The following is a 23,393-nucleotide window of genomic DNA, read 5'->3' on the forward strand; positions in this document are numbered from 1 at the left end:
TCGGGGGCGTCCCACCTGCCCGCTAGTATCTTCTACGTCTTGTAGAAGTTATGGGAGGGGGCAGCGTGCCGCGGCGCCGGGCGCCCGGCGTGCGGGGCGAACGGCTCGGCGATGGCCCCCTGTCGGCCGTCCCGTACGCCGGGCAGGTCACGGTCCTGAACTTCTGGGCGTTCCGGTGCGCGCCCTGCCGGGCCGAGTCGCCCGTCCTGAGGGACGTCGCCGCCAGGACGAAAGCCGGCGGCGTGCGCTTCCTCGGCGTCAACATCAAGGACGACAAGGCCCAGGCACTGGCCTTCGAACGGAAGGCCGCTCCCGGCTACCCCAGCCTGTACGACCAGCCCGGCCGGATCGTGCTGTCGTTCCAGGGCAGCGTGCCGCCCGCCGCCGTCCCCGCCACGCTGATCATCGACCGGCGGGGACGGATCGCGGGCCGGGCCCTGGGCGCGGTCACGTACGACGACCTGCTGCGAGCCGTCGGCCAGGTGCGCGATGAAGGCCAGCCTGCGCTGGGCCTGGCGGACGCTGACGTCGATGCGCACCGCCCTGGTGCTGCTGTTCCTGTTCGCCCTGGCCTCGGTGCCCGGGTCGCTCATCCCGCAGCGCGGGGTCTCCGACGCGACAGTCACCGCCGCCACGATCGGCGTCACCCTCGCGGTCGGCGTGCGCCGCCGCCGGGTGTGGTGGCGCGGCGACGAGGTGGCCGGTCTGGCCCGGACGAACCGGGCCGCCTTCGCCGCCGAGTTCGACGGCCTGGTCGAGGAACTCGGCACCGCCAAGGCTTAGACGTTCTGCATATCCTGGGCAGCCCGCCCGGAAAGAGGTGCCCCTGTGTACGAGATCGTGGCCGCTCTCGCGCCCCCCGTCGTGGTCGGCGGAGCCTTCATCGTCGGCGTCGTCCACCTGGTGCGCGCCGAAGGGCGGGCCAAGGCCGCCGAAGCCCGCGCCGCGCGCGAGCGGGCCGCGGCCCCGCCCGACCGGGAACGGCAGCCGGAGCCGCGGGCCGACGAATGACCCCGCGCCGCTACCGGCCGGGCTCGCCGCGACCGGGCCGTGCGTGCTCGCCGCCCGCCTCGGCCGCGTAGCGGAGCAGGTGGCGGGCGGACGCCTCCAGGTCGGCGGCGGCGGTCACGCACGCCGCCAGATGGGCGGTCACCGCCGAGCGCAACCAGGCGGGCGTCCCGTCGCCCGCCTTCAGACCCGCCTCGACGGCGCGCAGCCGCTCGGCGCAGGCGGCGAGGGCGCGGGCGTCCGCGCGCAGGACTTCGGCGTGCGCGACGATCGCGGCGATCCGGGCGGACATGGCTCCTCCGTCAGCCCGTCGGCACCGGGACGGCGGCGTCCCGGAGCGTCCGGCGGGTGGTGGCCGACAGGCACAGCAGCGGGCGGGCGCCGTCGAGGCCCAGCTCGCGCAGCCGTCCGGCCAGCGGGTGGGCCGACCGCGGTTCGACGGCCAGCCGCAGCGACGGCGCCGCGTGCAGCCGGGCCCGCCCGTGGGCGCGTACGTGGGAGCGCAGCACCGCGCCGGCCTCCCGGGCGTAGCCGACCAGGCCGGGATCGTTCAGCGGCAGGCCGGGACCGAGCCGCCCGTGCAGGGTGAGGACCCGGTCGGCGGCGAGATGCGCGGACCGCGCGCCGAGCCGCAGTTCCAGAGCCGTCAGGTACGTCTCGCCGCCCCACAGCCGCGCGCCCAGGGCCTGGACGACCGCGCTGTCGACCGCGGAGCCGACGAGGAAGGCGCCGGAGCGGCGCACGTCCGCGGCCCGCAGCAGGTCGGGAAGACCGAAGCCCCGCCACGGCGGACCGGACTCCGGCGACCGGAACGGCCCCGGCACCACGACGCCGACCTGCAGCTCCGCGTAGTCGCCCACGCCGGTGCGCCGGTTCCGGGCGGCGTGCACGACGACCAGCGCCCGCCCCGCCACCCGTACGACGGGACCGAGCCCCGTGCCCTCCAGCAGCCCCGCCACCGCCGCCGGGCTGACGGCGAAGCAGGCCGTGAGCGCCTCGCCGTCGCGGCACCTGATCGGCAACTGGACGACCCCTTCGGGCCCGTCCACCGGCACGGCCCGGAAGGGCGACCGCTCCGGCGCGGGCGGACGGTCGAACAGCAGGTACGCCTGGGAGCGCACGACCCGCCCCCGGTACGGGGCGAGCCGCTGCTCGATGACGTCGCGGGCCTCGGGCAGGTCGTCGGTGAGGTTGGCGAGGTAGCGCTCGATGCTGTGGCACTGCGGGAACATGTGGGTGGAATCGCTGTAGTCCACCACGTACCAGTCGGGGTGCAGGTCGAAGCAGGTGCCGGCGCCCTGGCCGTCGAGGGTGGGGATGATGTCGTGCTGGTTGGTGACGCTGGCCACCCAGGTGCGCGGGTCGGCGGGGCGTTTGAAGTCGACGGGCGAGCCGACGGCGACGGCGTGCGTGACCGTGTGCCGGGCGCAGAAGGCGGGGTCCTGGGCCAGGTTCATGATCGCCGCCCCGCCCGCGCTGTGCCCGACGAGCGCCAGTTCGGCGCCCGGCGGCGGCCCGTAGTCGGCGACGGCCTGTGCCAGGGCGCGGCTGTAGGGGCTGGCCGCCAGGACGGCGCTGCTGAACGCGCCGAGCAGGTCCTGGGGCGACTCGCCGTCGGGACGCCCGAGCCGCATGCCCGGCGCGTGCAGGACATGCCGAATCACGCCGTCCGGCCCCTCGACGCTCTGGAGGAGGGCCCGCCCGGTGGTGCCGATCGTGCTGATGTTGGACAGGAAGCCGAGCAGCGACCCGCGCGCGCACAGCCGGGCGGACTCGGCCGCGCTCAGCTCGACCCGGCGCGCGGCGCCCTCCCCGACGTCGAGGACGGCGATCGCCCTGTTGCTCAGCCCGAGGAGCGGATCGGCGGTGGCGAAGCCCCTCCCCGTCGCGATGAGCCAGGCGGCGGCGTCGTTGAGCGGGTTCTCGTCCAGCAGCGCGCGCAGCGCCAGGACCTCGCCGAAGACCGGTGCGAGCTGGCTCAGCGCGCGCACCGCGCCACGGTCCTTGAGCAGGGCGCGCAGGGCCCGGACGGCCTCCACGTCGCGGTCGGCGGCGGCCGCCTCGATGAGCCGGGCGAGCATGGGGTCCTCGGTCAGCTCGGGATGGGTCACCGCCACCGCCGCCACGCGCAACCGCAACGACGTGGCCAGCACCCGTACGGCCAGGCTCTCGGCCCCCAGCATGGCGCCGGCCTTGGCGGCCGCGGTCGCCAGCCGGCCCCCGGCGAACGAGTAGCCGAGGCCGCGGCCGTTCGTCGTGGCCCGCAGCAGCGCGCGGTAGGCGGGCCGGGCCGCCGAGGGGGCGCGCGGCACGGCGCGCAGCAGCGCGTCGTCGGTCAGCGCGGCCGTGGCGTGCGACGCCGCGCCGTGGATCGTGACCGCGACGTCCACCAGCTCCCGGGCCAGGGCGCGCAGGGGCCCGGCGGCCGGATCGTCGTCGCCGGTCACGGCCGGGCCCGCCGGGACATGCTGACGAAGCGGGGGGCCGGGTCCTCGGGCGTGTTGCGGCGCAGCACGTCCGCGAGCGTGCGCGTGGCCGCGATGACCCGCAGGCCCTGGGGGGAGAACGTGGCGGCGTTGAAGATCCGCGGCGCCAGCAGCGGGTTGGTGAGCGCCTGGGAGAAGGCGTCGATGGCGATGATCTTGGTCAGCAGCGGCGGCAGGATCGCGTCGGGGGAGCCGGGCTCCTCGGCGAACAGCCCGACGTACAGGTCGACGTCGTCGACGTCGCGGTAGAGGTCGCGCAGCGCGCCGCTGACCCGCCGGTCACCGGTGATCTGCTCGAAGGCGCGCACCCGGGGGAAGCGGCAGTGCTCGCGGTAGCCGTTGTACGGGGCCAGGCCGAGCACTCGGGAGTCGGCGACGCTGGCCACGTCGATCTCGCGCAGCACCGGGTCGGTGTTGAACAGGCCGATGCGGCCGGCGCGCTGGCGGGAGGCGTCCTCGAACAGCCGCCCGAGGCCGGGGCCGGGGAGCAGCGAGCCGGCGAAGAAGGTCTCGGCCATCGGCAGCTCCCGCCCGGCCACCGACAGGCGGGACGGGACCAGGCTGTGCCAGCGGTAGACGAGGTTGAACTCCACGGAGGCCCAGTTCTGCCGGTGCCAGGCCGCGCGGTCGAGCCGCGTCGACAGCCACGGGTCGAGGGCGAACCGGAAGTGGTAGGGGGTGATGTGGTTGATGTACTCCTCGACGACCAGTTTGATCAGCAGCACGATGAGGACGTTGCGGGCGGTCTGGAACAGCCGTTCGTCGTCCCAGCGCGGATTCTCCCGGGCCAGCAGCCGCGCCACCCTGTTGTGCTCGCGCAGGAACAGCACCGTCAGCATGGTGAAGCCGATCTGGCCGTTGCCCCGGTCGCTGCCGGTGGCGAACAGCGTGTCGCGCCGGGCGTCGGAGAGCTGGTCGAAGCGGATGACCCGCAGCGGGGCGAACTCCGGCTTGATCTTGCCGTTCGCGCACAGGTAGGGCGGGAACTCGCCGCCGCCGAGCGACTGGCTCTTGAGCAGCCCGCCGTCGAAGGCGCGCAGCGCGGCCGTCGCCGCCTCGTCGAGGCCGTAGACCTGGTTGAGGTCGATGTGGTGGTTGGAGCTGTTCTTGCGCGGGTCGCGCGGGACGTTGACGTCGCCGCGCAGGAAGCCGTCGGTGAACCACTGGGCGAAGTACGCGAAGAGCACCGTGGAACGCGGGCACGGGATCATGGACTCGCCGCGGGCGAACAGGTCGGCCGCCTTCTCCGGCGTGGGCAGCCGGTCTTCGGCGACGGCGACCGGAGGCAGGTGCCTGCCGCTGTAGGTGCGGTCGGTCAGGGAGGCCCACGAGGTGTAGTCGGCCATGGTGCTCAGCGGCTCGGGGCGCGGCGGCATCTCGCGGATCGCGTGGTCGATCAGCGAGGCGTTGATCCGGCGCCGCACCGGGCGGCTGCTCTGCAGCAGGTCCCAGAGGGGCCGGCCGTGAGTCAGGGCCAGGAACCTGAGCCGGTTGGACAGGCCGTCCGTGGCGATGCTGCGTGCTCGGCTCGCCATCGTCAGCCTTCCCGCACGCCGGCGCCGAGCCCGAGCGCGAAGGCGTCGGGGAAGATCCCGAGTGACCGCTCCACCCGTCCCTCCGGCGGCGGCAGCAGCCGCACGCCCGGACGCAGCAGCAGCCGGCGCACGGTCTCGGCGATCACCACTTCGGCCACGTGCACGCCCAGGCAGGCGTGATGACCCGAGCCGAAGAACAGCCGATGGTGACGGGGACGGTCGAGGCGGAACTCGCCGGGATCCGGCACCACGTCCGCGTCGAACATGGCGGAGGCCGGCGCCGCGAGCACGAACGTGCCCGCCGGGATCACCGTGCTGCGCGGCGTGCCGGCGGCCAGCACGTGGTCGCGCTCGCACAGCCGGGGAAGCAGCTTGAAGAACGGGCTGAACCGCAGCGCCTCCCAGACGTACGGGTCGAACCTCTCGGGATCGCCGGCGACGGCCGTGGCCTCCGCCAGCGCCCGCGGGCGCAGCAGGAGCTGCTCGACCGCCTCGGCCATGGCCCCCGGCGCGCTCTCCACGAAGCCCAGCGGCAGCCCGGCCATGTTGATCACGATGCGGTCGTCGGAGACGGCGGGCAGGGACGCCCGGACCAGGCGGGCGAAGACGTCGTCGGGCAGGTCCCGGCCGGCGCGCAGCGTGGCCCGGTGCTCGGCGAGCAGGTCACGCAGGTACCCGACCAGCTCGGCGCCCGCCTTGACGGACGCCGCCTGGAGCTCGGGGTCGCCGAGGAAGTTGGCGAAGCCGTCGGCGACGATGGCCCGCGTCCAGTGGCCCAGGGTGCGCGGGCCGGGGCCGGGGACACCGAAATACCGCGCGCACACGCCGAGGGCGACCGGGCGGAACAGCCCTTCGACCGCCTCCAGGCGCCCGTCCGGCTCGGCGGCGTCGAGCAGCTCGTCGGCCAGGCGGCCGGTCAGCTCGCGCACGCCGGTCGCGTCCTCCGGGGCGAGCATGAGCTGCATCAGGCCCTTCTCCCGCCAGTTCATCGGCGTGGCGTCCCGGCCCAGCATGAACGGGGCGCCCAGCGCGGCGTCGAGGCGGGGACCGAAGGCGCGTACGGAGAAGACCTGCTCGTGGGCGAGCACCTCGGTCACGTCGGCGAAGCGGGTGACGACCGTGAAGGCGGGCGTGACGAAGACCGGACGCCGCTCGCGCAGCTCGGCGAACAGGCTCCGCCAGTCGGTCCGCATCCACTCCCGGACCAGGCCGAACGCCGATATCGGGTCTTTGGCCAGCGCCTGGTCGTACCTCTCCAGATAGCCGCCCGTGGTCGCCTGATCGACAGCACCCATTCCGTGGACCTTCCGCCTGATATCGGAGCGCACAAGGATGATCACTTTGCGCAATCACAATCTAGGGAGGCGTCACACCCTTTCTTCATGACAATCGAGTGCATTGTTTTGGTGCCTCACGGTAATTACTCCGTCACTGTCAGGACATTGCCGCAGTCCATGGGGCTGGTCATTGAATAAGGAGCCTGATCGACCCGTACCGCCCATGGGAGGAAACGTGACGTCACCCCTGCCGCAGCCGGGCACGGCGGAGACGGTGACGGTCACCACCGGCCGCCGCACCGCCTATCTGGTCGTCCTGGTCGTCCTGCCCGTGCTGCTGCTGGCCCTCGCGGTGCCGGCGGCCTGGGGCTGGGGCATCGGCCCGCGCGACCTGGCCATCGCGGTCGTGATGTACCTGGTGAGCATCTTCGGCATCGCCATCGGCTACCACCGCCTGTTCACCCACCGCGCCTTCAGGGCCAACCGGGCGCTGCGCATCGCGCTCATGCTGGCCGGCGGCATGGCCGTCGAGGGCCCCCTCACCCTGTGGGCCGCCGAGCACCGCCGCCACCACAAGTACGCCGACCGCGAGGGCGACCCGCACTCGCCGTGGCGCTACGGCGACAGCGGCCCGGCCCTGCTGCGCGGCATGCTGCACGCCCACATCGGCTGGTTCTACACGGCCCGCCGCCGCTCCAGCCGCCGCCACTGGGTGCCCGACCTGCTGGCCGACCCGGACGTGCGCCGTTTCGACGCCGCCTACCCGGCGGTCGTGCTGCTGTCGTTCGCGCTTCCGGCCGCCGCCGGCGGGCTCTGGTCGATGTCGTGGGCGGGCGCGTGGAGCGGGCTGCTGTGGGGCGGCCTGGTCCGCTACGCCGTCGTGCACCACGTCACCTGGTCGGTGAACTCGATCGCGCACACCTTCGGCGACCGCCCGTTCCGCACCAGGGACCGGTCGTCCAACGTGTGGTGGGTGGCGATGCTGACGCTCGGCGAGGGCTGGCACAACTGGCACCACGTCGACCCCACCTGCGCCCGGCACGGCGTGCTCAAGGGCCAGCTCGACCCGAGCGCGCGGCTGATCCGCTGGTTCGAGCGGGCGGGCTGGGCCCACGCCGTACGCTGGCCGGCCCCCGACCGCCTGACGGCCCGCCGCGCCGAGCGCGTCCCCGACTCCTCACGCTGACACGGGCGGCCGGGATACCGCGACGCGCCACCCCCGTATGGGACGATGGCGCCAGTCAGGTCGCTTCAACCTTCCTCCCACGAGCACCACGTCGGAGAGGACGGTCATGGAGATCACGCCGCAGGCGGTCGTCATCCCGAAGGAGACCGGTCACCTGGAGCAGGGCAAGTACGGGCCCGTCTTCCCGCGCGGCCCCGCCTGTTACGGATTCACCGTCATCGCCCGGGTCAAGCCCGGCCGGGCCGACGCCATCCGGGGCTACGGCGACACGCTCGCCGAGGCGCTGCGGGACGACCCCGGCCTGCTGGCCCCCCTGAAGCTGCACTACCTGCGCTGGGTGCTGTTCGACGACGACACCCGCTTCATGTACCAGGGGATCTTCGACACCGACTTCGACAAGTACACCGAGGACGCCATCGCGCTGTTCACCAGGGCGGGGGTGAACACGGTCTTCGAGAACCTCGAAGGCTTCCCCGAGGACTGGAAGACCAACCCCGAGGCGTTCGTCCGGTTCGTCCGCGAGCATCACTGCCCCAGCTTCATCGAGTACGGCGAGTACCCGTACGTCACCGCCGACGAGATCAAGAAGGCTCTGCGGATCAAGAGCGCTCTGTCGGACATGCTCGACCAGCTGCAGTGACGGCCCAGGACGGCGCAGGAGATCAGATGAGTGAGCCGAAGACGGCGCGCACCTACAACCAGGACCACGTGCCGCGCCCGTACGCCCCCGGCCGGCGGCGGGTGAGCATCTACGTCGCGTGGAGCTATCCGGCCGAGGCGGGCCGGGACGTCACCGGGCTGGACAACCGGTTCTCCACGATGACCGAGGTGCGCCGCGTCCAGTGGCCGGCCTACGAGGACCCGCAGTGGTCCGACCCCATGCGCTTCCAGCAGGGCATCGCGGGCGGCCTGGAACTGTTCTTCTGGGGCTGGCTGCCCTTCCAGCGGTTCGTCCGCGAGGCCACCGGACACCCGGTGCCGGTGTACCAGCGCGTGGACCAGGCCGGCTTCCACACCCCGCTGGACGAGCGGGTGCTGGCCGACACCGACACCCTGTTCGTGTGGGGGCTGGACCACATGATCACGGGACAGGAGGCCACGGCCGCCGAGATCGAGGCGGTGCGCGCGTTCCTCACCCGCGAGGGGACCTGCCTGGCCCTCGGGCCGCATCATGACGTCGGCGCGACCGGCGACCTGGCCGTCCGCGACGTCGAGTACCACCATCACGGCGACGCGCTCGTGCCCCGCCAGCAGCGGTTCGGCGGGTACACCCGGTCGCTGATGGCGGGCCTGGGGGTGCCGGTGGAGAACCGGTACGGGCTGCGTCCCGCCGTGATGGGAACGGGGCAGAACGCCCCGCTGTCCATCGCCAGGGACCTGGACACCAAGGGGTGGCTCGAAGGGGTGTCCCACTTCAACTTCCACATGCACCTGCCCCACTACGCCGTGACCACCGACGACCCGGACGCCGTCCGGGTGCTGGGCCGGCAGCCGATCGACCTGACCCGGCCGACGCACCCGTTCGTCGAGGCCGGGAACACCGAGTTCAACATGTTCCTGTGGCTGCCCCCGCGCGGCGACCGGGCCGGGGACGTGATCCTCGCCGACTCCACGATCTTCAGCTCGCTGTTCGGCGTCGACGAGAGCCTGCGCGCGTTCTGGAACAACCTCGTCAGAGCCACGTGAGCGACATCCGGTGAACGAACACACTCCGGCCACGCTCGACCTGGACGACATCCAACGCGGGGTGCTCGGTGCGCGGCCGACCCCGTACGCGGCGACGTACCTGCTGTTCCGCATCGACGACCGCGCGCAGGGCCGGGAGCTGATGCGGCGGGTCAGCGCCGTGGTGACCTCCGCGGCCGACCCGGTGAGCCCGCTGGGGGAGACGTGGGTCAGCGTCGCGCTCACCTACCAGGGGCTGAAGGCCCTCGGCGTGCCGCAGGCATCGCTGGACACGTTCGCGTGGGAGTTCCGGCAGGGCATGGCCGCCCGCGCCACCGCGCTGGGGGACACCGGGGACAGCGGCCCCGACCGCTGGGAGCGCCCGCTCGGCACCCCGGACGTGCACGTGGTGCTGGCCGCGCTCGCGCCCGACAACGCGCGCCTGCAGGCCGCGATCGACTGCGCCCGCCCCGCCTACGACGCCCTGCCGGGCGTGACGGCGATCTGGCGGCAGAACTGCCACGCCCTGCCCACCGAGACCGAGCCCTTCGGCTACCGCGACGGCGTCAGCCATCCCGCCGTCGAGGGCAGTGGCATCGCCGGGTCCAACCCCCTGGAGACGCCGCTCAAGGCGGGCGAGTTCGTGCTCGGCCATCCCGACGAGCTGGGCGGCGTCCAGGCCCCCCAGCCCGACGAGCTGGGGCGGAACGGCACCTACGTGGCCTTCCGCAAGCTGCACCAGCGGGTCGCGCTGTTCCGTCGCTACCTCAGGGACAACGCCACCGACCCGCAGGACGAGGAGCTGCTGGCCGCGAAGATCATGGGTCGCTGGCGCAGCGGCGCGCCGCTGGCGCTCAGCCCGCTGCGCGACGACCCCGCCCTCGGCGCCGACGCCGCCCGCCGCAACGCCTTCCTGTACCAGCAGGACGACCCCGCCGGCTTCACCACTCCCGGCGGCTGCCACATCCGCCGGGCCAACCCCCGGGACGCGGCGGTGGCCGGCGTCCCGAGGCTGCATCGCATGATCAGGCGCGGCACCGTCTATGGGCCGCCGCTGCCCGACGGCGTCCTGGACGACGACGGCGCCGACCGGGGGCTGATGTTCGCCTTCCTCGGAGCCCATCTCGGGCGGCAGTTCGAGTTCGTCCAGACCGAATGGCTGAACGACGGCGTCTTCTTCGGCGGGGGCCCGGCCAGGGATCCCCTGACCGGCTCCGCCGACGGCTCCGGCGACTTCACCGTCCCCCGGCGTCCCGTGCGGCGGCGCCTGGAGTCCCTGCCCCGGTTCGTCGTCACGCGCGGCGGCGAGTACGGCTTCATGCCGAGCCTGACCGCCCTGCGCTGGCTCGGCGACCTCGCCGGCTGACGATCACCGGCCCAGGTCGTCCCACTCCTGGAGCAGGTGGGACGTGGCGGCGGCGGGGGCCGTGAACGACCAGCGGCCCGGCGGCAGGTCGAGGGCGCAGCCGCCGTCGGCCAGCCTGGTGGTCGGCAGCTGCTCGTTCAGGCCCATGAGGAAGGTGCCGTTGACGGTCATCCCGTCCCAGGCGCCGCGCACGGGCAGCACCGCGCGGGCGGTCACGCCCTCCGGGACGGCGAAGGTGAACTGCACCCCGTCGGGCCCGGCCCGCCAGCCCGACTCGACGGCCCCCGACGCGCTCGCGTAGCGGGCGTGCGCCTGCCGCAGCAGCGGGACGGGCCCCGGACGCAGCAGCAGCTCGCCGAACCCGCCGCCCGTGCCGCGCGGGTCGTCGCCCAGGCCGGCCACGTGCCGGAACAGCCAGTCGCCCACACAGCCGTAGGCGTAGTGGTTGAAGGAGTTCATGGACGGCGTCTGCAGGCCGTACCGGTGGTGCCAGGCGTCCCAGCGCTCCCACATGGTCGTCGCGCCGGCGCGGAGCTGGTAGCGCCACGACGGGTAACCCTCCTGGTTGAAGATCCGGCACGCCAGGTCGTGGTGGCCGGTCTCCGACAACACGGGCAGCAGCAGGGGGGTGCCGACGAAGCCCGTCATGAGCCGGTGCCCGTCGGCGCGGACCAGGTCGGCCAGCGCCCGCGCCGCCGCGGCGCGGTCCTCCGTCCGGACGAGATCCCAGGCCAGGGCGACGGCGTAACCGGTCTGCGTCTGCGTGCGCAGCCTCGGGCCGTCGAGGAAGGCCCGGCGGAAGGCGTCCGACACGCGGGCGGCGGCCTCGTCGTACTCGGGGGCGTGCGGCTCGCCGAGCACGGCGGCCGCGTGCGCGATCAGGCGGAGGCTGCGGGCCAGCGCGGCGGTGGCGATGAGGCTCCTGGGCGTCTCCACCGTGCCGGGGGCCAGCCAGTCGCCCAGCGCCCGGCCCGGTCTGAGGCCGTCGTCGGACTGCGCCAGGCAGTAGGCGGCCCACCGCCGCATCGGGTCGTACGCGTGGCGCAACGTGCGGTCGTCGCCGTAGCGCCGCCACAGCAGCCACGGCACCTCGACCAGCGCGTCGGACCAGACGGGGGAGTCGTAGCCGTACTCGGGCAGCACCGGCGCGACGTGCGGGACCGCGCCGTCGGCCCGCTGCCCGTCGATCAGCGTCGTCACCCAGCCGGACAGGAACGCCTGCGTGTGCCGCAGGAAGCTGAGCGTCGAGCCGAACACCGAGATGTCGGCCGTCCAGCCGGTCCGCTCGTCGCGCTGGGGGCAGTCGGTCGGCACGCTCACCAGGTTGCCGTCCGCCGACGCGCCGATGTTGGCGACGAGCTGCCGCACGGCGGGATCGCTCACGGTCAGCGAGCCGGTGACGGCGAGCGCGGACGACAGCAGCACCGCTTCCAGGTCGTCCGGCCTCAGCGCGCCCGGCCAGCCGGTGACCTCCGCGTAGCGGAACCCGTGCAGGGTGAAGGCGGGCTCCACGACGTGTGATCCGGCGTCGAGGACGAACTCGTCACGCTGGTCGGCGGTGCGCAGGTTGTCGGTGTAGAGCCGCCCGGTCGCGGTCAGCTCCTCCCCGTGCCGCACGACGATCCGCACGGGCCCCGGCGCGTCCACGCGCAGCCGGACGCGCCCGACGACGTTCCGCCCGAAGTCGGCCACCTGCACGCCCGGCGCGGGTTCGGTCACCGACACGGCGGCAACCGTGCCGATCACCCGGACCGGGGGAGCGGGGTCGGCCTCCACCAGGATCTCCGGCGCGGCGGTCGTCCCGGCCGGACCGGTCCCCTCGGCGGGCGGCTGGACGGTCTCGCCCATCACCAGGTCGGCGCGCGGGCGGCCGAGGTCCCGCCGGGTCCAGGCGGCGTCCGTGGCGAACACGCGGCGCGGGCCGTCGTCGTCCCGCACGAGCACCTGGGCGCTGACCGCGGGCCGGTCACCGTAGCGGCGCGGGCCGCCGCCGGCGACGTGACCGGCGTACCAGCCGGGAGCCAGCCACAGCTCCAGCTCGTTCTCGCCGGGCACCAGCAGGTCCGTGAGCTCCAGCAGCCGGTAGCGCGTCCGGTGGCCGTAGTCGGTCCAGCCGGGGGCCAGCTCCTCCTCGCCCAGCCGCGCGCCGTTGAGCAGCGCCCGGTAGACGCCGAGCGCGGTGGCGGCCAGCCAGGCGCGTCCCGGGGCGGGACGCCAGGTGAACGTCCCGCGCAGGCTCACCCCGGCCTCGGGATCGCCCGGCAGCCAGGGGGCGTCCCATGCGCCGCGCGCCCGCAGGCCCGTGGTGAACGCGCCCGCCGCCAGCCCCTCCACCTCCCACGCGTACGGCGTCAGCGGCGTCAGCAGCTCGTCCGGCACGTCCACGCCGTGCGATCCGGCGGGCACGGAGGACCGCCACACCTCGCGCCCGTCCGCGGACAGCACCACGGCGGCCGCCGCGGTCGTCCGGGCGTCCCACGACAGGCGGGGCGACGGCTCGTCCACGCCCACCGGATCCGCCAGACCGCACGTCAGGCCCGCCCGCGCGCCGGGCGGAGCCGGCCGGATGTAGGGCGTCTGCGCGCCCGAGACGTGCACGTCGAGCACCCCCGAGTCCCGGTTCACGCATCGAGCCCGGTGGTGAAGGCGTTGTGCAGGCCGTCGACGTCGACGCCGGACAGGCTCGGCGCCATCACGTTGATCAGCAGCACGAAGCACGCGTCCTGCTCCGGGTACATCCACCACTGGCAGCCCGAGGCGCCGCCGTGCCCGTACAGCCGCCGTTCCAGCAGCCCGGGGGCCGAGTGGCGCAGGTTCCAGGTGAGCCCCCAGTCCTGTCCGGCGTTGACCGGGTCGGGCTGCAGCTTGACCAGGCCCGTCGTCTGCGGGGTCGTCATGGCGGCCAGGGTGGTCGGATGGATCAGCGCGCGGTCGCCGCGCAGCAGCGCGCCGCCCAGCGCCAGCAGGTCCTCGGCGCGGGAGAACAGCGCGCCCGCCGGATGGCGGAGCCGGACGAACGCGTCGAAGTCGAAGCCCGGCCCGAGCAGTTCGAGGCCGTGCACCTCGGCCGCCTCGCACGCCGGGTCGAAGGTGATCCGCCCGCCGCCCGGCACCAGCGTGTTCAGGTCGGCGTCGACCAGCTCGGCCACGTCGCGGCCGGTGACGTCGCGGACCATCTCCGCGATCCCGGCGAAGGCCAGGTTGGAGTAGTGGCTGAGGGTGCCCGCCTCGAACAGCGACGGCGCGGTGAGGAGGTGCTCCACCAGGTCGTCGGGCGTCAGCGTCTGCTCGGCGATGCCGCTGGTGTGGGTCAGCAGGTGCCAGAGCGTCACGTCGGGCCGGGCGAAGTTCGGCAGCACGTCCCGCAGCGGGCGGCGCAGCGACAACAGCCCGCGCTCGACCTGGCGCAGGGCCAGCAGGCCCATCAGCGGCTTGGTCACCGAGAACAGCGCGAAGTGGTCGTCGGTCCTGGTCCCGCGGCCGTCGTGGGTGCCGAACGCCTCCAGCACCTGGATCCCGTCGGAGGTCGCGGCGCCGAACACCGCGCACGGCAGCCGCCCCTCCTTGATCTCGCGCCTGACCCAGTCGAGCGCGATGTCGTGCGTGGTCATCCCTTCAGTGCACCTTCCGTGAGGCCGGCCAGGACGCGCTTCTGCGCGACGGCGTACACCGCCACCAGGGGCAGCGTGGTGAGCAGGACGTGGGCGAAGACGAGGTTCCAGTTCAGGCTCTGCAGGGTGCCGGAGGCGAACTGGAACAGGCTCAGCGGCAGCGTGGCGTTCGCGCTGCCCTGGAGCAGGAAGAGGGCGAAGAAGAAGTCGTTCCAGACGTTGATGATCAGGATCACGCCGCCGACGAACAGCACCGGCCGCAGCAGGGGCAGCAGGATGCGCACGAACACCTGCGGACGCGAGGCGCCGTCGATGGCCGCGGCCTGCTCCAGGTCCGGCGGGAACGCCCGGACGAAACCGGTGGCCAGGAAGATCACGACGCCCAGACGGCAGCCGGTCATCGTCAGCACGTAGCCGAGCGAGCCGCCGTCCAGCGACAGGGCGCGCAGCAGGTAGACGGTCGGGATGATGGACGGCGGCAGCAGGATCGACAGCCCCATCACGAAGTAGGCGGCCTGCAGCCACCGCGACCGGCTGCGCCCGAACGCCCACGCCGCCGCCGCGCCGAGCAGCACCACCGCGATCACGATCGGCACGGTCACCTTGAGGCTGTTGAGCAGCCCGGTCAGGTAGCCGCCCCGGTCGAGCACGATGCCGTAGTTCTCGGCGATCGCCCACGTCCTGGGCAGGCCCAGGCCCAGCTCGGCGGCCTCGCCCGCGGGCTTGAAGGAGTTGACGACCACCAGCCAGACGGGCACGAGCACCCACGGGACCGCGAAGATCGTCAGCGCCGCGTACTTGAGCGCCGCTCTCATCCCGTCACCTCCCTGCGCCGCAGCCACCACACCAGGGGCACGGCCGTCGCGATCACCAGCAGCGTCACGGTGAAGCCCAGCGCGCTGGCCGAGCCGAAGAAGCCCTGGCCCCATTGCTGGCGCATCACCACGTTCAGGGCCCGCGTGTGGTCGCCGGGGCCGCCGCCGGTGGTGGCGGCGATCACGTCGTACGCGCTGAGCGCGCCCACCAGCGTGACCGCCACGTTGAAGGTCAGCGCGGGGGCGAGCATCGGGAACACCACCCGCCGCAGCCGGGTCCACGGGCCGGCCCCGTCCACGGTCGCCGACTCCAGCAGCGACTTCGGGATGGAGTTGAGGCCCGCGATGTAGACCAGGGTGATCAGCCCGCTCCACTTCCACGCGTCGATGAAGGCGACCACCACCAGCGCGGTGGACGGTTCGCCCAGCCACGCCCACTCGATGCCGAGGAAGGAGTTGATCGCCCCGTCGGGGGCCAGCAGCCCGCGCCAGATGTACCCGGCGGCCAGCGGCGAGATGAGCGTCGGCAGGAAGAACGCCGAGCGGAAGACGGTGTTGATCCCGCTGGTCCGCTGGAGGGCCAGGGCCAGCGAGAGGCTGACCGTGTTCTGGATCGCCATGCACAGGATCGCGTACAGCACGGTCACGGTGACCGCGTTGGCCAGCAGGTCCTGGTCGATCAGCGTGCGGACGTTCTCCAGCCCGTTCCAGGTGATCTCGGCCCGGAAGCTCGTCCAGGAGGAGAACGCGAACCGCACGTTGAGCAGGAACGGGGCGACGAAGAAGACCATGACCAGCACGATCGCGGGCAGCGCCCACGGCAGCCAGGCCGCCCTGTTCCGCATCACCATCCGGGCAGCCCTGCCGCCTTGGCCGCCTGCTCGACCTGGCCCTGGAGCTGGGTCGCCGCCTTCTGCGGGTCCTTCTGGCCGGCGATCAGCTCGGACATGAGCTGGGCCAGCCCGCCCATGCCGGGGATGTCGGAGTTGAAGGCGATGACGGCGCCGGTGTCGTACGCCTTCTTGACGTCCTGCAGCACCGAGGAGACGCCCTGCGGATCGGGCACGCCCTTGAGCACCGGGAAGGTCTTGGCCGCGGCGACGTACTCGGCGTAGGCCGGGCCGGTCATGAAGCGCACGAAGTCGAGCGCGGCCTTCTCGCGTGCCTGGTCACCGGTCTTGGGCAGGTAGAACGTGCCGATCGGGCCGGGCGCGTAGGTCACCAGCGGCTTGTCGCTGGACAGGCCGACGAAGCCGACGGACTCGTCCACGGTCTTCTGGTCGCCGCCGGCGGCCGCGAGCAGGGCCGGGAGCATGTCGGAGTGCTGGGCGACCATGGCGGCCTCGCCGGTCACCAGGGCCTTCATCGAGTCCTCGAACTTGGCGGTGACGATGTCCTTGTTGAAGCAGCCGTCGGCCTTCAGCTTGGCGTAGGCGGTCAGACCGGCGACGAAGGGCGAGCCGGGGTCGGCCAGCGTGCTGCTGTGGCCGGCGATGGCCTTGCCGTAGGCGTTGGCCTGGTTCGCGCCGGCCAGGTAAAGGATGGGCAGGATCTGCACGGGCCAGATCGAGCCGCCCGACTCGAAGACCGGCGTGACGCCGGCGGCCTTGAGCTTGGGGCAGGCGGCGGCCAGCTCGGTGAAGTTCGCCGGCGGGGTCAGCCCGGCCTTGGTGAAGACCTTCTTGTTGTAGTAGAGGCCGAAGACCTGCGGGAAGCCGGTGATGGCGGCGTAGACCTTGCCGCCCACGGCCCCGGCGGCCTGGTAGAGGTCGCCGGACCTGGCGATGTACGCCTCGCCGGTCAGGTCGCGCAGGTTCTCGGCCGGGTTGAGGGCGAGCAGGCCGCTCACCGTCGCGTGGTACTCCAGGACGTCCGGGCGCTCGCCGGTGGCCCACTTGGTCTGGGTGGTGTCCTCGAAACCGTCGGACGGGATGGACACGAGCTCGATCTTGTGGCCGGACTGCTTCTCGAACTTCTTGTACATCTCCAGCAGCGGCGCCGGGTCCGCGCTGTTGTGCCAGAGGGTCAGCTTCACCTGACCGGTCCCCTCGGGGGCGGAGGATCCGCAGCCGGAGAGGGACAGGGCGAGGACGGCGCCTATCGCCGCGCCGAGCGGACGAGTTGGTGCTCTCACGCTCGTGCTCCTGTTCATGAGGGGGAGAATGTGTAGAACGTTCTACGGCAAGATCGAAACCTCCGTCAAGGGGTGGACCTGAGGAGTGGTGGCGGGCTAGCCTCTGCTTCCAGCAAAGTGTGTAGTTCGTTCTACGAGAACCCAAAAGGATGGCGTGTGACGAGCGGACGGGTGACGATCGCCGATGTGGCCAGGCGGGCCGGGGTCTCCACGGCCGCCGTGTCGAAGGTGGTGCGCGGCGCGTACGGCGTGAGCGCGGAGATGCAGGCCAAGGTGCGGCAGGCCATCGACGAGCTGGGCTACCGCCCGCACGCCGCGGCCCGCGCCCTGCGCGGACGCACCTACACCCTCGGCGTCATGCTCTCCGACACCCGCAACCCGTTCTTCCCCGACATCATCGAGGGCATCACCGGCCGGCTGGGCGACACCGAGTACCAGGTGCTGCTCGGGCCCGGCGGCATCGAGCCCAAGACGCAGGCCAGGATGACCGACGCCATGATCGACCGGAGCATGGACGGGCTCATCCTGATCTCGCCGGTCATGACGGACGCCGAACTCGCCGCCATCGCGGCGGCCGTCCCGGTCGTCGTGGTGGGCAGGCACGGCGGCGCCGCGGACTACGACGCGGTCGTCGACGACGACGTGATGGGGGCCCGGCTCGTGGTCGACCACCTGGTCGGGCTCGGGCACACCCGCATCGCGCACATCACCCACCTGGAGCGGGCCCGCGCCCAGGGACTGCCGCACATGGTGCGCGCCGAAGGCTACCGCCAGGCGATGCGCGCCCACGGGCTCGCCGACGACGTGCTGGCCACCTCCTTCACCGAGGAGGGCGGCTTCGAGGGCGCGCGGGAACTGCTCGCCCGCCACGACCGGCCCACCGCGATCTTCGCCGGGGCCGACATCGCGGCGCTCGGCGTCCTGCGCGCCGCCGACGAGGCCGGCCTGTCGGTGCCGGAGGACCTCTCCGTCGCCGGTTACGACAACATCGGCATCGCCTCGCTCAAGCGCATCTCGCTCACCAGCGTCGACCAGGACGGACGGGTGATCGGGGCGACCGCCGCGCGCCTGCTCGTCGAGCGCATCGAAGGACGCACGCGGTCGGTGACGTCGTCGGTGTCGCCCACGCTGATCGTCCGCGGAACCACCGGACCGCCCCGCCTCTGAGAACTCGGCCGCGCCTCGGGGGACGGTCGCGGGCCATGCATTAAAACGATTCGATGGAAGGACCCCCCACGTGAGACGACTCGCTCTCCTCGCCCTTCTCCTCCCGCTGGTCGCGCCCGCGCAACCGGCCCTGGCCCAGGCGTCCGCCACGGTCTGCCCGGTCAGGGTGGACCCGGCCGCGTTCGCCTCCGAGGCCCGGCTGAGCGCCCTGGCCACCCGGCAGGGAACGTTCGGGCCCAGGCCGACCGGCTCGGCCGCGCACGCCGGCTACGTCGACTGGCTGGAGGAGGAGATGGCGGCCATCCCCGGCCTCCAGCTCTCCTCCCTGCCCTACGCCATCGACCGCTGGGACGACCTCGGCACCGGGCTGACCGTCGGCGGCACGTCCGTGCAGGTCGCGGCGCCCGTGCCGTTCTCCTCCTCCACCGGCGCGGGCGGCGTCTCGGCGCCGCTCGTGCACCTGGCCGCGGGGACGAACATCACCGCCGCCAACGCCGCCGGGAAGATCGTCGTCCGGGACCTGCCCTGGACCAGCGTGCCCAACCTGCTGTTCTATCCGCCCACCCTCGGCTACTCCATGTACGACCCGGGCATGACGATCAACCTGCTCGGCTCGGAGTCGATGGAGGCCCCGGCCGCGGCCGACGCCGACCTCAAGGCGGCCGCCGCCGCGGGCGCGCTGGGCGTGATCGAGGTCAGCCAGCTCCCGCACGCCCAGATCAAGGACATGTACGCCCCCTACGAGGGCCTGCCATACGGCGTGCCCGGCGCGTACGTCGGCGCCGACCAGGGCAAGCAGATCAAGGACGCGCTGGCCGCCGGGCAGCCGGTCCAGGCGTCGCTGAAGGTGAACGCCGCCTGGACGCCGACGACGACCCGCACCCTGCTCGCCACGCTGCCCGGCGGCAGCGCCCAGAAGATCGTCGTGGAGAGCCACACGGACGGCATGAGCCCGGTGTGGGACAACGGCCCGCTCACCATGATCGAGATGGCCCGATACCTGTCGACGCTGCCGGTGGAGTGCCGTCCGCGGACCGTGCAGTTCGCGTTCGTGACCGGCCACCTCTACCAGCACCTGACCGGTCCCGACGTCCGCGAGGGCGGCGCCGGTCAGCTCGCCGCCCAGCTCGACGCCGAGTACGACCAGGGCAAGGTCTCCTCCGTCGTCGTGCTCGAACACCTCGGCGCCAAGCGCTACGACGCGGTCGCCAGGCCGAACGGCCTGCCGGGCAAGCAGCTCGTCGCCAGCCCCACCCTCACCGAGCTGCTGTGGGTCCCCGTCAGCGAGAGCACGCCGCTGCGCGAGCTGGTCAAGGGCCACATCGAGTACTGGGACGTGCGGCGCACCGCGATCCTCAAGGGCCTGTCGGCGGCCGACCTCGGCACCGTGCCGCACCACTGCAGCTTCGGCGGCGAGGGCACGCCGTACAACCAGCACCTGCTGCCCGTCATCGCGCCCATCGCCGCGCCCAAGACGCTGTTCTCGCCGCAGTTCGGCGCCGAGGCGATCGACCTGCCGGTGATGCGCAAGGCGTCGCTCGCCTTCACCGACGTCGTGCTCGACCTCGGCCCGATGGCCCAGTCGGCCGTCGCGGGCGACGTGACGACCATGCGCCAGCAGCGCGCCTCCGGCACGCCGGGGTGTGCGTGAGCATAGACCGAAGGGCACTCGTGCGCCGGCACAACGTCGCCGACGCCGGGTGCCCGCTCACCGTCGGCAACGGCGAGTTCGCCTTCACCGCCGACGCGACCGGGCTCCAGACGTTCGCGCCGCTCGGCACGCAGGCGCAGTGGGGCTGGCACACGATGCCCAACCCCAAGGGCCACGTGCTGGCGGACGCGCTCACCGACTACGACGGCGTCGGCTATCCCGACCTCTATCCGGCCACCGAGGCGGGCGGCTGGCTGCACGTGAACCCGCACCGCCTGCACCTCGGCCGGATCGGCCTCGACGCCGGCGAGGACGTCCCGCTCGGCCGGTCGGCGCAGACCCTCGACCTGTGGACCGGCACGCTGTCCAGCTCCTTCGAGCTGGGCGGCCGGCCGCACGAGGTGGAGACGGTCTGTCATCCCGAGCGCGACCTGCTGGCCGTACGCGTCACCGGCGGCACGGGGATCAGGATCGCCTTCCCCTACGCCAGCGACGGCTGGCACACCACCGCCGACTGGGACAGCCCCGACCGGCACACCACCACGTGCGCGCGGCGCGGCTCGCGCTGCGACTTCACCCGCGTCCTGGACCAGGACGGCTACCACGTGGCCGCCGAGTGGACGGGGGCGGCGCGGTTCTCCTCGCCCGCCCCCCACGTGTACCTGATCCAGGGCGAGGAGCTGGAGCTCGTCGTCGAGTTCGCCCGGCACCCCGTCGGCGCCGACCTGCCGTCCTTCTCCCAGGTCCGTACGGCCGCCGCCGCCCATTGGGAGCGGTTCTGGACGCGCGGCGGCGCGGTCAGCTTCGAGGGCAGCGCCGACCCGCGGGCGCCCGAGCTCGAACGCCGGGTCGTGCTCTCGCAGTACCTCACCGCGGTCAACTGCGCGGGCACCACCCCGCCGCAGGAGACCGGGCTGGCCGTCAACTCCTGGAGCGGCAAGTTCCACCTGGAGATGCACTGGTGGCACGCCGCCCACTTCGCCCTGTGGGGCCGGCCGGAGCTGCTGGAGCGGAGCCTGCCGTGGTACCGCTCGATCCTGCCGCGGGCCAGGGCCACGGCCGCGCGGCAGGGGTTCCGCGGCGCCCGCTGGCCCAAGCAGGTGGGGCCGGAGGGCAGGGAGAGCCCGAGCGAGATCGGCGCCTTCATCGTCTGGCAGCAGCCGCACCTGATCTCCTTCGCCGAGCTGCTCCGCCGGATCCGCCCGGAGGCCCTGGAGGAGTACCGGGACCTGGTGTTCGAGACGGCCGAGTTCATGGCCTCCTTCGCGGCCGGCGGGCACCTGGGGCCGCCGCTGGTGCCGGCGCAGGAGTCCTACCACGAGTCCAGGAGGTCGGTGCGCGACCCCGCGTTCGAGCTGGCCTACTGGTGGTGGGGGCTGGCGACGGCCCAGCGGTGGCGGGGCCTGCTCGGCCTCGATCCCGACCCGGAGTGGGCGCGGGTGCTGGACGGCCTGGCCCGGCCGCTGGTGCGCGACGGCGTGTACGCGGCCATCGGCGTGGAACCGTACACGGTCAGGACCGACCATCCCTCGATGACCGGCGCGCTCGGGTTCGTGCCGCCCACCCCGCTGATCGACCCCGAGACCATGCGGGCCACCCTGCACGACGTGCTCGCCGACTGGGACTGGGACAGCGCCTGGGGCTGGGACTTCCCGATGCTCGCCATGTGCGCGGCCCGGCTCGGCGAGCCCGGCACCGCCGTGGACGCGCTGCTGATGGACGCCCCGAAGAACACCTACCTGCCCAGCGGCCACAACCACCAGTGGCCCGGCCTGCTGCCCCTCTACCTGCCGGGCAACGGCGGCCTGCTGGCCGCCGTCGCCCACATGGCGGCGTCGGGCTGCTTCCCCGAGGGCTGGCGGGTTCAGGCGGAAGGGGTGGTCCCGATGCTGTGATCAGGGCCGTGATCGGGGCCGGCGAGCAGGGCGACCGTGTAGTGGTAGAGGTCGCCCGCCGACGACGTCAGCGTGGCGGCGCGGCCCGCGCGCACCTCCGAGGCGATGAACTCGGTGGTGCCGTAGACGATCAGCCGGGGGATCGCGGCGCGCAGCGGCGGCAGCGAGGGGTCCTCCAGCCTGGCCCGCGCGGCCAGCGCCGCCAGCATGTCCAGAAAGGGCCGGTAGGCGGTGTCGCGCTGCTCGACGGCCCGCTCGCCCGCCCGCGGCAACTCCACGAAGTACGCCTGCGCGTACTCCGGGCGCTCCTGCCACCACCGCAGGTAGGCGGCCAGACCCAGCCGCAGCGCCGTGCGCCAGCGGTCGCCCGCCCCCGACGCAGCCGCCCGGATCGAGTCGATCATCTCGGGCAGGTTGCGCTCGCAGCCGGCCAGGAAGCACGCCTCCTTGTCGGCGAACTGGGCGTAGAAGGCGTTGCGCGAGACCCGCGCGGCGGCGATCACGTCGGGCACGCTCGTGGCGGCGTAGCCGCGCCTGGCGACCAGCCGGAGCATGGCCTCCACGAGGCGGTCGCGCTGTGACTCGCGCACCGTGTCGGGGGAGAGCCCGTGCCGGCCCCGGGGAAGCGGCCGAACCGCCGGAACTTCCTTCTGTTCGTCTCTTGACATCGCTCACCGATCGTACTTCCCTCTCTTAGGAGACGTTCACGTCTCCAAATATCCCACGAGGTGACCATGGAGAACATCACTCGTCGGCAGGCGTTGCGGGCAGGGGCGCTCGGCCTCATGTCGGCCGGATTCCTGTCGTGGACCACCGCGGCCGACGCCGCCTCCACCATCGAGACCATCTACAAGGCGACGGGTCCGTGGCCGGTCGCCACCGGCACCTCGGGCGGCCACCGGCTCTACTACCCCTCGAACCTCGGCGCGGGCGGCGTCACCCACCCGATCGTCACGTGGGGCAACGGCTCGTGGGCCACCCCCGACAACTATCCGGGGCTGCTCAACCACCTGGCCTCCTGGGGCTTCGCGGTGGTCGCCTCCACCGACACCACCACGGGCACCGGCGCCGAGATCCTCGCCGCCGCCCAGCACCTCGTGGGCCTGGACGCCGACCCCGCCAGCGTCTTCCACGGCAAGCTGAACACCGCCCAGGTCGGCGCCGTCGGCCACTCCCAGGGCGCGGGCGGGGTCGTCAACGCGGCCAACCACTCCGCCGGGCTGATCAAGACCGTCGTGCCGATCGCCGTGCCCGCGCAGTGGATGGCCAGCCCCGGGGACGAGTTCTCGGTGGCCGCCCTGACCTGCCCGGTGCTCTTCCTCAGCGGCGCCGACGACTGGCTGATCTCCTCGGCCGCGACCGTGCAGGGCTACTACGACCAGGCCACCGCCGGAGCGGGCCGGGCGCTGCTCAAGGGCGCGGGACACAACGACATCCAGAACACCGGCGGGGCCTTCCTCGGCTACGTGACCGCCTGGCTGAGGTACCGGCTCCAGGCCGACGCCCAGGCCCGCGGGGCGTTCGCCGGCGGCGCCCCCGAGCTCCCCACCAACACCGCCTGGCAGAACCAGGCGCTCAAGAACCTCACCTAGGAGAA

The 23,393-nt window shown here is 73.1% G+C and carries 19 protein-coding genes and 2 pseudogenes; 11 read left to right on the forward strand and 10 right to left on the reverse strand.

From position 1 onward, the window contains the following. Nucleotides 1–50: 50 nt before the first annotated feature. From AB0J46_RS28580 to AB0J46_RS28590, 3 genes and pseudogenes are all read left to right on the forward strand, one after another. Nucleotides 51–389 (forward strand): annotated as a pseudogene (locus AB0J46_RS28580) (TlpA disulfide reductase family protein); the annotation flags it as partial. A gap of 100 nt (nt 390–489) precedes the next feature. Next, nucleotides 490–612: pseudogene (locus tag AB0J46_RS28585) on the forward strand (cytochrome c biogenesis protein ResB); the annotation flags it as partial. A gap of 216 nt (nt 613–828) precedes the next feature. After that, on the forward strand, nt 829–1,011 hold the full coding sequence (locus tag AB0J46_RS28590; RefSeq protein ID WP_364337133.1) for a hypothetical protein: 183 nt from the start codon (nt 829–831) through the stop codon (nt 1,009–1,011). A gap of 10 nt (nt 1,012–1,021) precedes the next feature. On the opposite strand, the gene AB0J46_RS28595 is transcribed toward AB0J46_RS28590, so the two are convergent. From AB0J46_RS28595 to AB0J46_RS28610, 4 genes are read right to left on the reverse strand one after another with little or no spacing between them, the layout of a single operon-like run. Continuing rightward, on the reverse strand, nt 1,022–1,300 hold the full coding sequence (locus AB0J46_RS28595; protein ID WP_364337135.1) for a hypothetical protein: 279 nt from the start codon (nt 1,298–1,300) through the stop codon (nt 1,022–1,024). 10 nt (nt 1,301–1,310) lie between these two features. Next, nucleotides 1,311–3,455, reverse strand: a complete 2,145-nt coding sequence (locus tag AB0J46_RS28600) for a hypothetical protein (RefSeq protein ID WP_364337137.1) — start codon at nt 3,453–3,455, stop codon at nt 1,311–1,313. After that, complete coding sequence (locus AB0J46_RS28605) at nt 3,452–5,029, reverse strand: peroxidase family protein (protein ID WP_364337139.1); 1,578 nt, start codon at nt 5,027–5,029, stop codon at nt 3,452–3,454. The genes AB0J46_RS28600 and AB0J46_RS28605 overlap by 4 nt, the downstream gene beginning before the upstream one ends. Nucleotides 5,030–5,031: 2 nt before the next feature. After that, nucleotides 5,032–6,324, reverse strand: coding sequence for a cytochrome P450 (locus AB0J46_RS28610; protein ID WP_364337142.1), 1,293 nt, complete (start codon nt 6,322–6,324; stop codon nt 5,032–5,034). A 217-nt stretch (nt 6,325–6,541) separates the two neighbouring features. Between AB0J46_RS28610 and AB0J46_RS28615 the strand changes: the two genes are divergently transcribed. The 4 genes from AB0J46_RS28615 (at nt 6,542) to AB0J46_RS28630 (ending at nt 10,523) form a co-directional block, all read left to right on the forward strand. Beyond that, a complete protein-coding gene (locus tag AB0J46_RS28615) occupies nt 6,542–7,492 on the forward strand; it encodes an acyl-CoA desaturase (RefSeq protein WP_364337144.1) in 951 nt (316 codons plus the stop codon). A gap of 106 nt (nt 7,493–7,598) precedes the next feature. Continuing rightward, nucleotides 7,599–8,132 (forward strand): hypothetical protein, encoded by a 534-nt coding sequence (locus tag AB0J46_RS28620; protein WP_358298201.1) that lies wholly within the window; start codon nt 7,599–7,601, stop codon nt 8,130–8,132. A gap of 26 nt (nt 8,133–8,158) precedes the next feature. Then, nucleotides 8,159–9,178 (forward strand): hypothetical protein, encoded by a 1,020-nt coding sequence (locus tag AB0J46_RS28625; protein ID WP_364337146.1) that lies wholly within the window; start codon nt 8,159–8,161, stop codon nt 9,176–9,178. A 10-nt stretch (nt 9,179–9,188) separates the two neighbouring features. After that, complete coding sequence (locus AB0J46_RS28630; protein WP_364337148.1) at nt 9,189–10,523, forward strand: Dyp-type peroxidase; 1,335 nt, start codon at nt 9,189–9,191, stop codon at nt 10,521–10,523. Between the two features lie 3 nt (nt 10,524–10,526). On the opposite strand, the gene AB0J46_RS28635 is transcribed toward AB0J46_RS28630, so the two are convergent. The 5 genes from AB0J46_RS28635 to AB0J46_RS28655 are packed head-to-tail and all read right to left on the reverse strand — an operon-like array spanning nt 10,527 to nt 17,083. Next, entirely contained in the window at nt 10,527–13,148 is a 2,622-nt protein-coding gene (locus tag AB0J46_RS28635; RefSeq protein WP_364337150.1) for a family 78 glycoside hydrolase catalytic domain, read from the reverse strand. Beyond that, a complete protein-coding gene (locus tag AB0J46_RS28640) occupies nt 13,145–14,134 on the reverse strand; it encodes a serine hydrolase domain-containing protein (RefSeq protein ID WP_364337152.1) in 990 nt (329 codons plus the stop codon). Before AB0J46_RS28640 ends, AB0J46_RS28635 begins: the two co-directional genes overlap by 4 nt. After that, nucleotides 14,131–14,949 (reverse strand): carbohydrate ABC transporter permease, encoded by an 819-nt coding sequence (locus AB0J46_RS28645; RefSeq protein WP_352365036.1) that lies wholly within the window; start codon nt 14,947–14,949, stop codon nt 14,131–14,133. The genes AB0J46_RS28640 and AB0J46_RS28645 overlap by 4 nt, the downstream gene beginning before the upstream one ends. Then, nucleotides 14,946–15,794 (reverse strand): sugar ABC transporter permease, encoded by an 849-nt coding sequence (locus tag AB0J46_RS28650; RefSeq protein ID WP_364337154.1) that lies wholly within the window; start codon nt 15,792–15,794, stop codon nt 14,946–14,948. The genes AB0J46_RS28645 and AB0J46_RS28650 overlap by 4 nt, the downstream gene beginning before the upstream one ends. Beyond that, a complete protein-coding gene (locus tag AB0J46_RS28655) occupies nt 15,794–17,083 on the reverse strand; it encodes an ABC transporter substrate-binding protein (RefSeq protein ID WP_364337156.1) in 1,290 nt (429 codons plus the stop codon). Before AB0J46_RS28655 ends, AB0J46_RS28650 begins: the two co-directional genes overlap by 1 nt. A gap of 156 nt (nt 17,084–17,239) precedes the next feature. Between AB0J46_RS28655 and AB0J46_RS28660 the strand changes: the two genes are divergently transcribed. The 3 genes from AB0J46_RS28660 (at nt 17,240) to AB0J46_RS28670 (ending at nt 21,796) form a co-directional block, all read left to right on the forward strand. Continuing rightward, the gene (locus tag AB0J46_RS28660; RefSeq protein WP_364337158.1) at nt 17,240–18,250 is read left to right on the forward strand and encodes a LacI family DNA-binding transcriptional regulator; all 1,011 of its coding nucleotides are present in this window, start codon (nt 17,240–17,242) and stop codon (nt 18,248–18,250) included. A gap of 70 nt (nt 18,251–18,320) precedes the next feature. Beyond that, nucleotides 18,321–19,901, forward strand: a complete 1,581-nt coding sequence (locus AB0J46_RS28665) for a hypothetical protein (RefSeq protein WP_364337160.1) — start codon at nt 18,321–18,323, stop codon at nt 19,899–19,901. Beyond that, a complete protein-coding gene (locus AB0J46_RS28670) occupies nt 19,898–21,796 on the forward strand; it encodes a hypothetical protein (protein ID WP_364337162.1) in 1,899 nt (632 codons plus the stop codon). The genes AB0J46_RS28665 and AB0J46_RS28670 overlap by 4 nt, the downstream gene beginning before the upstream one ends. Here AB0J46_RS28670 and AB0J46_RS28675 read toward each other — a convergent pair. Further along, nucleotides 21,766–22,464: a TetR/AcrR family transcriptional regulator gene (locus AB0J46_RS28675; RefSeq protein ID WP_364337164.1), complete on the reverse strand. Its 699-nt coding sequence runs from the start codon at nt 22,462–22,464 to the stop codon at nt 21,766–21,768. The genes AB0J46_RS28670 and AB0J46_RS28675 overlap by 31 nt on opposite strands. Nucleotides 22,465–22,530: 66 nt before the next feature. Between AB0J46_RS28675 and AB0J46_RS28680 the strand changes: the two genes are divergently transcribed. Further along, the gene (locus AB0J46_RS28680) at nt 22,531–23,388 is read left to right on the forward strand and encodes an alpha/beta hydrolase (protein ID WP_358298180.1); all 858 of its coding nucleotides are present in this window, start codon (nt 22,531–22,533) and stop codon (nt 23,386–23,388) included. Nucleotides 23,389–23,393: the final 5 nt, after the last annotated feature.

The organism is Nonomuraea sp. NPDC049758 (assembly GCF_040674635.1).
Classification (GTDB): Bacteria; Actinomycetota; Actinomycetes; order Streptosporangiales; family Streptosporangiaceae; genus Nonomuraea.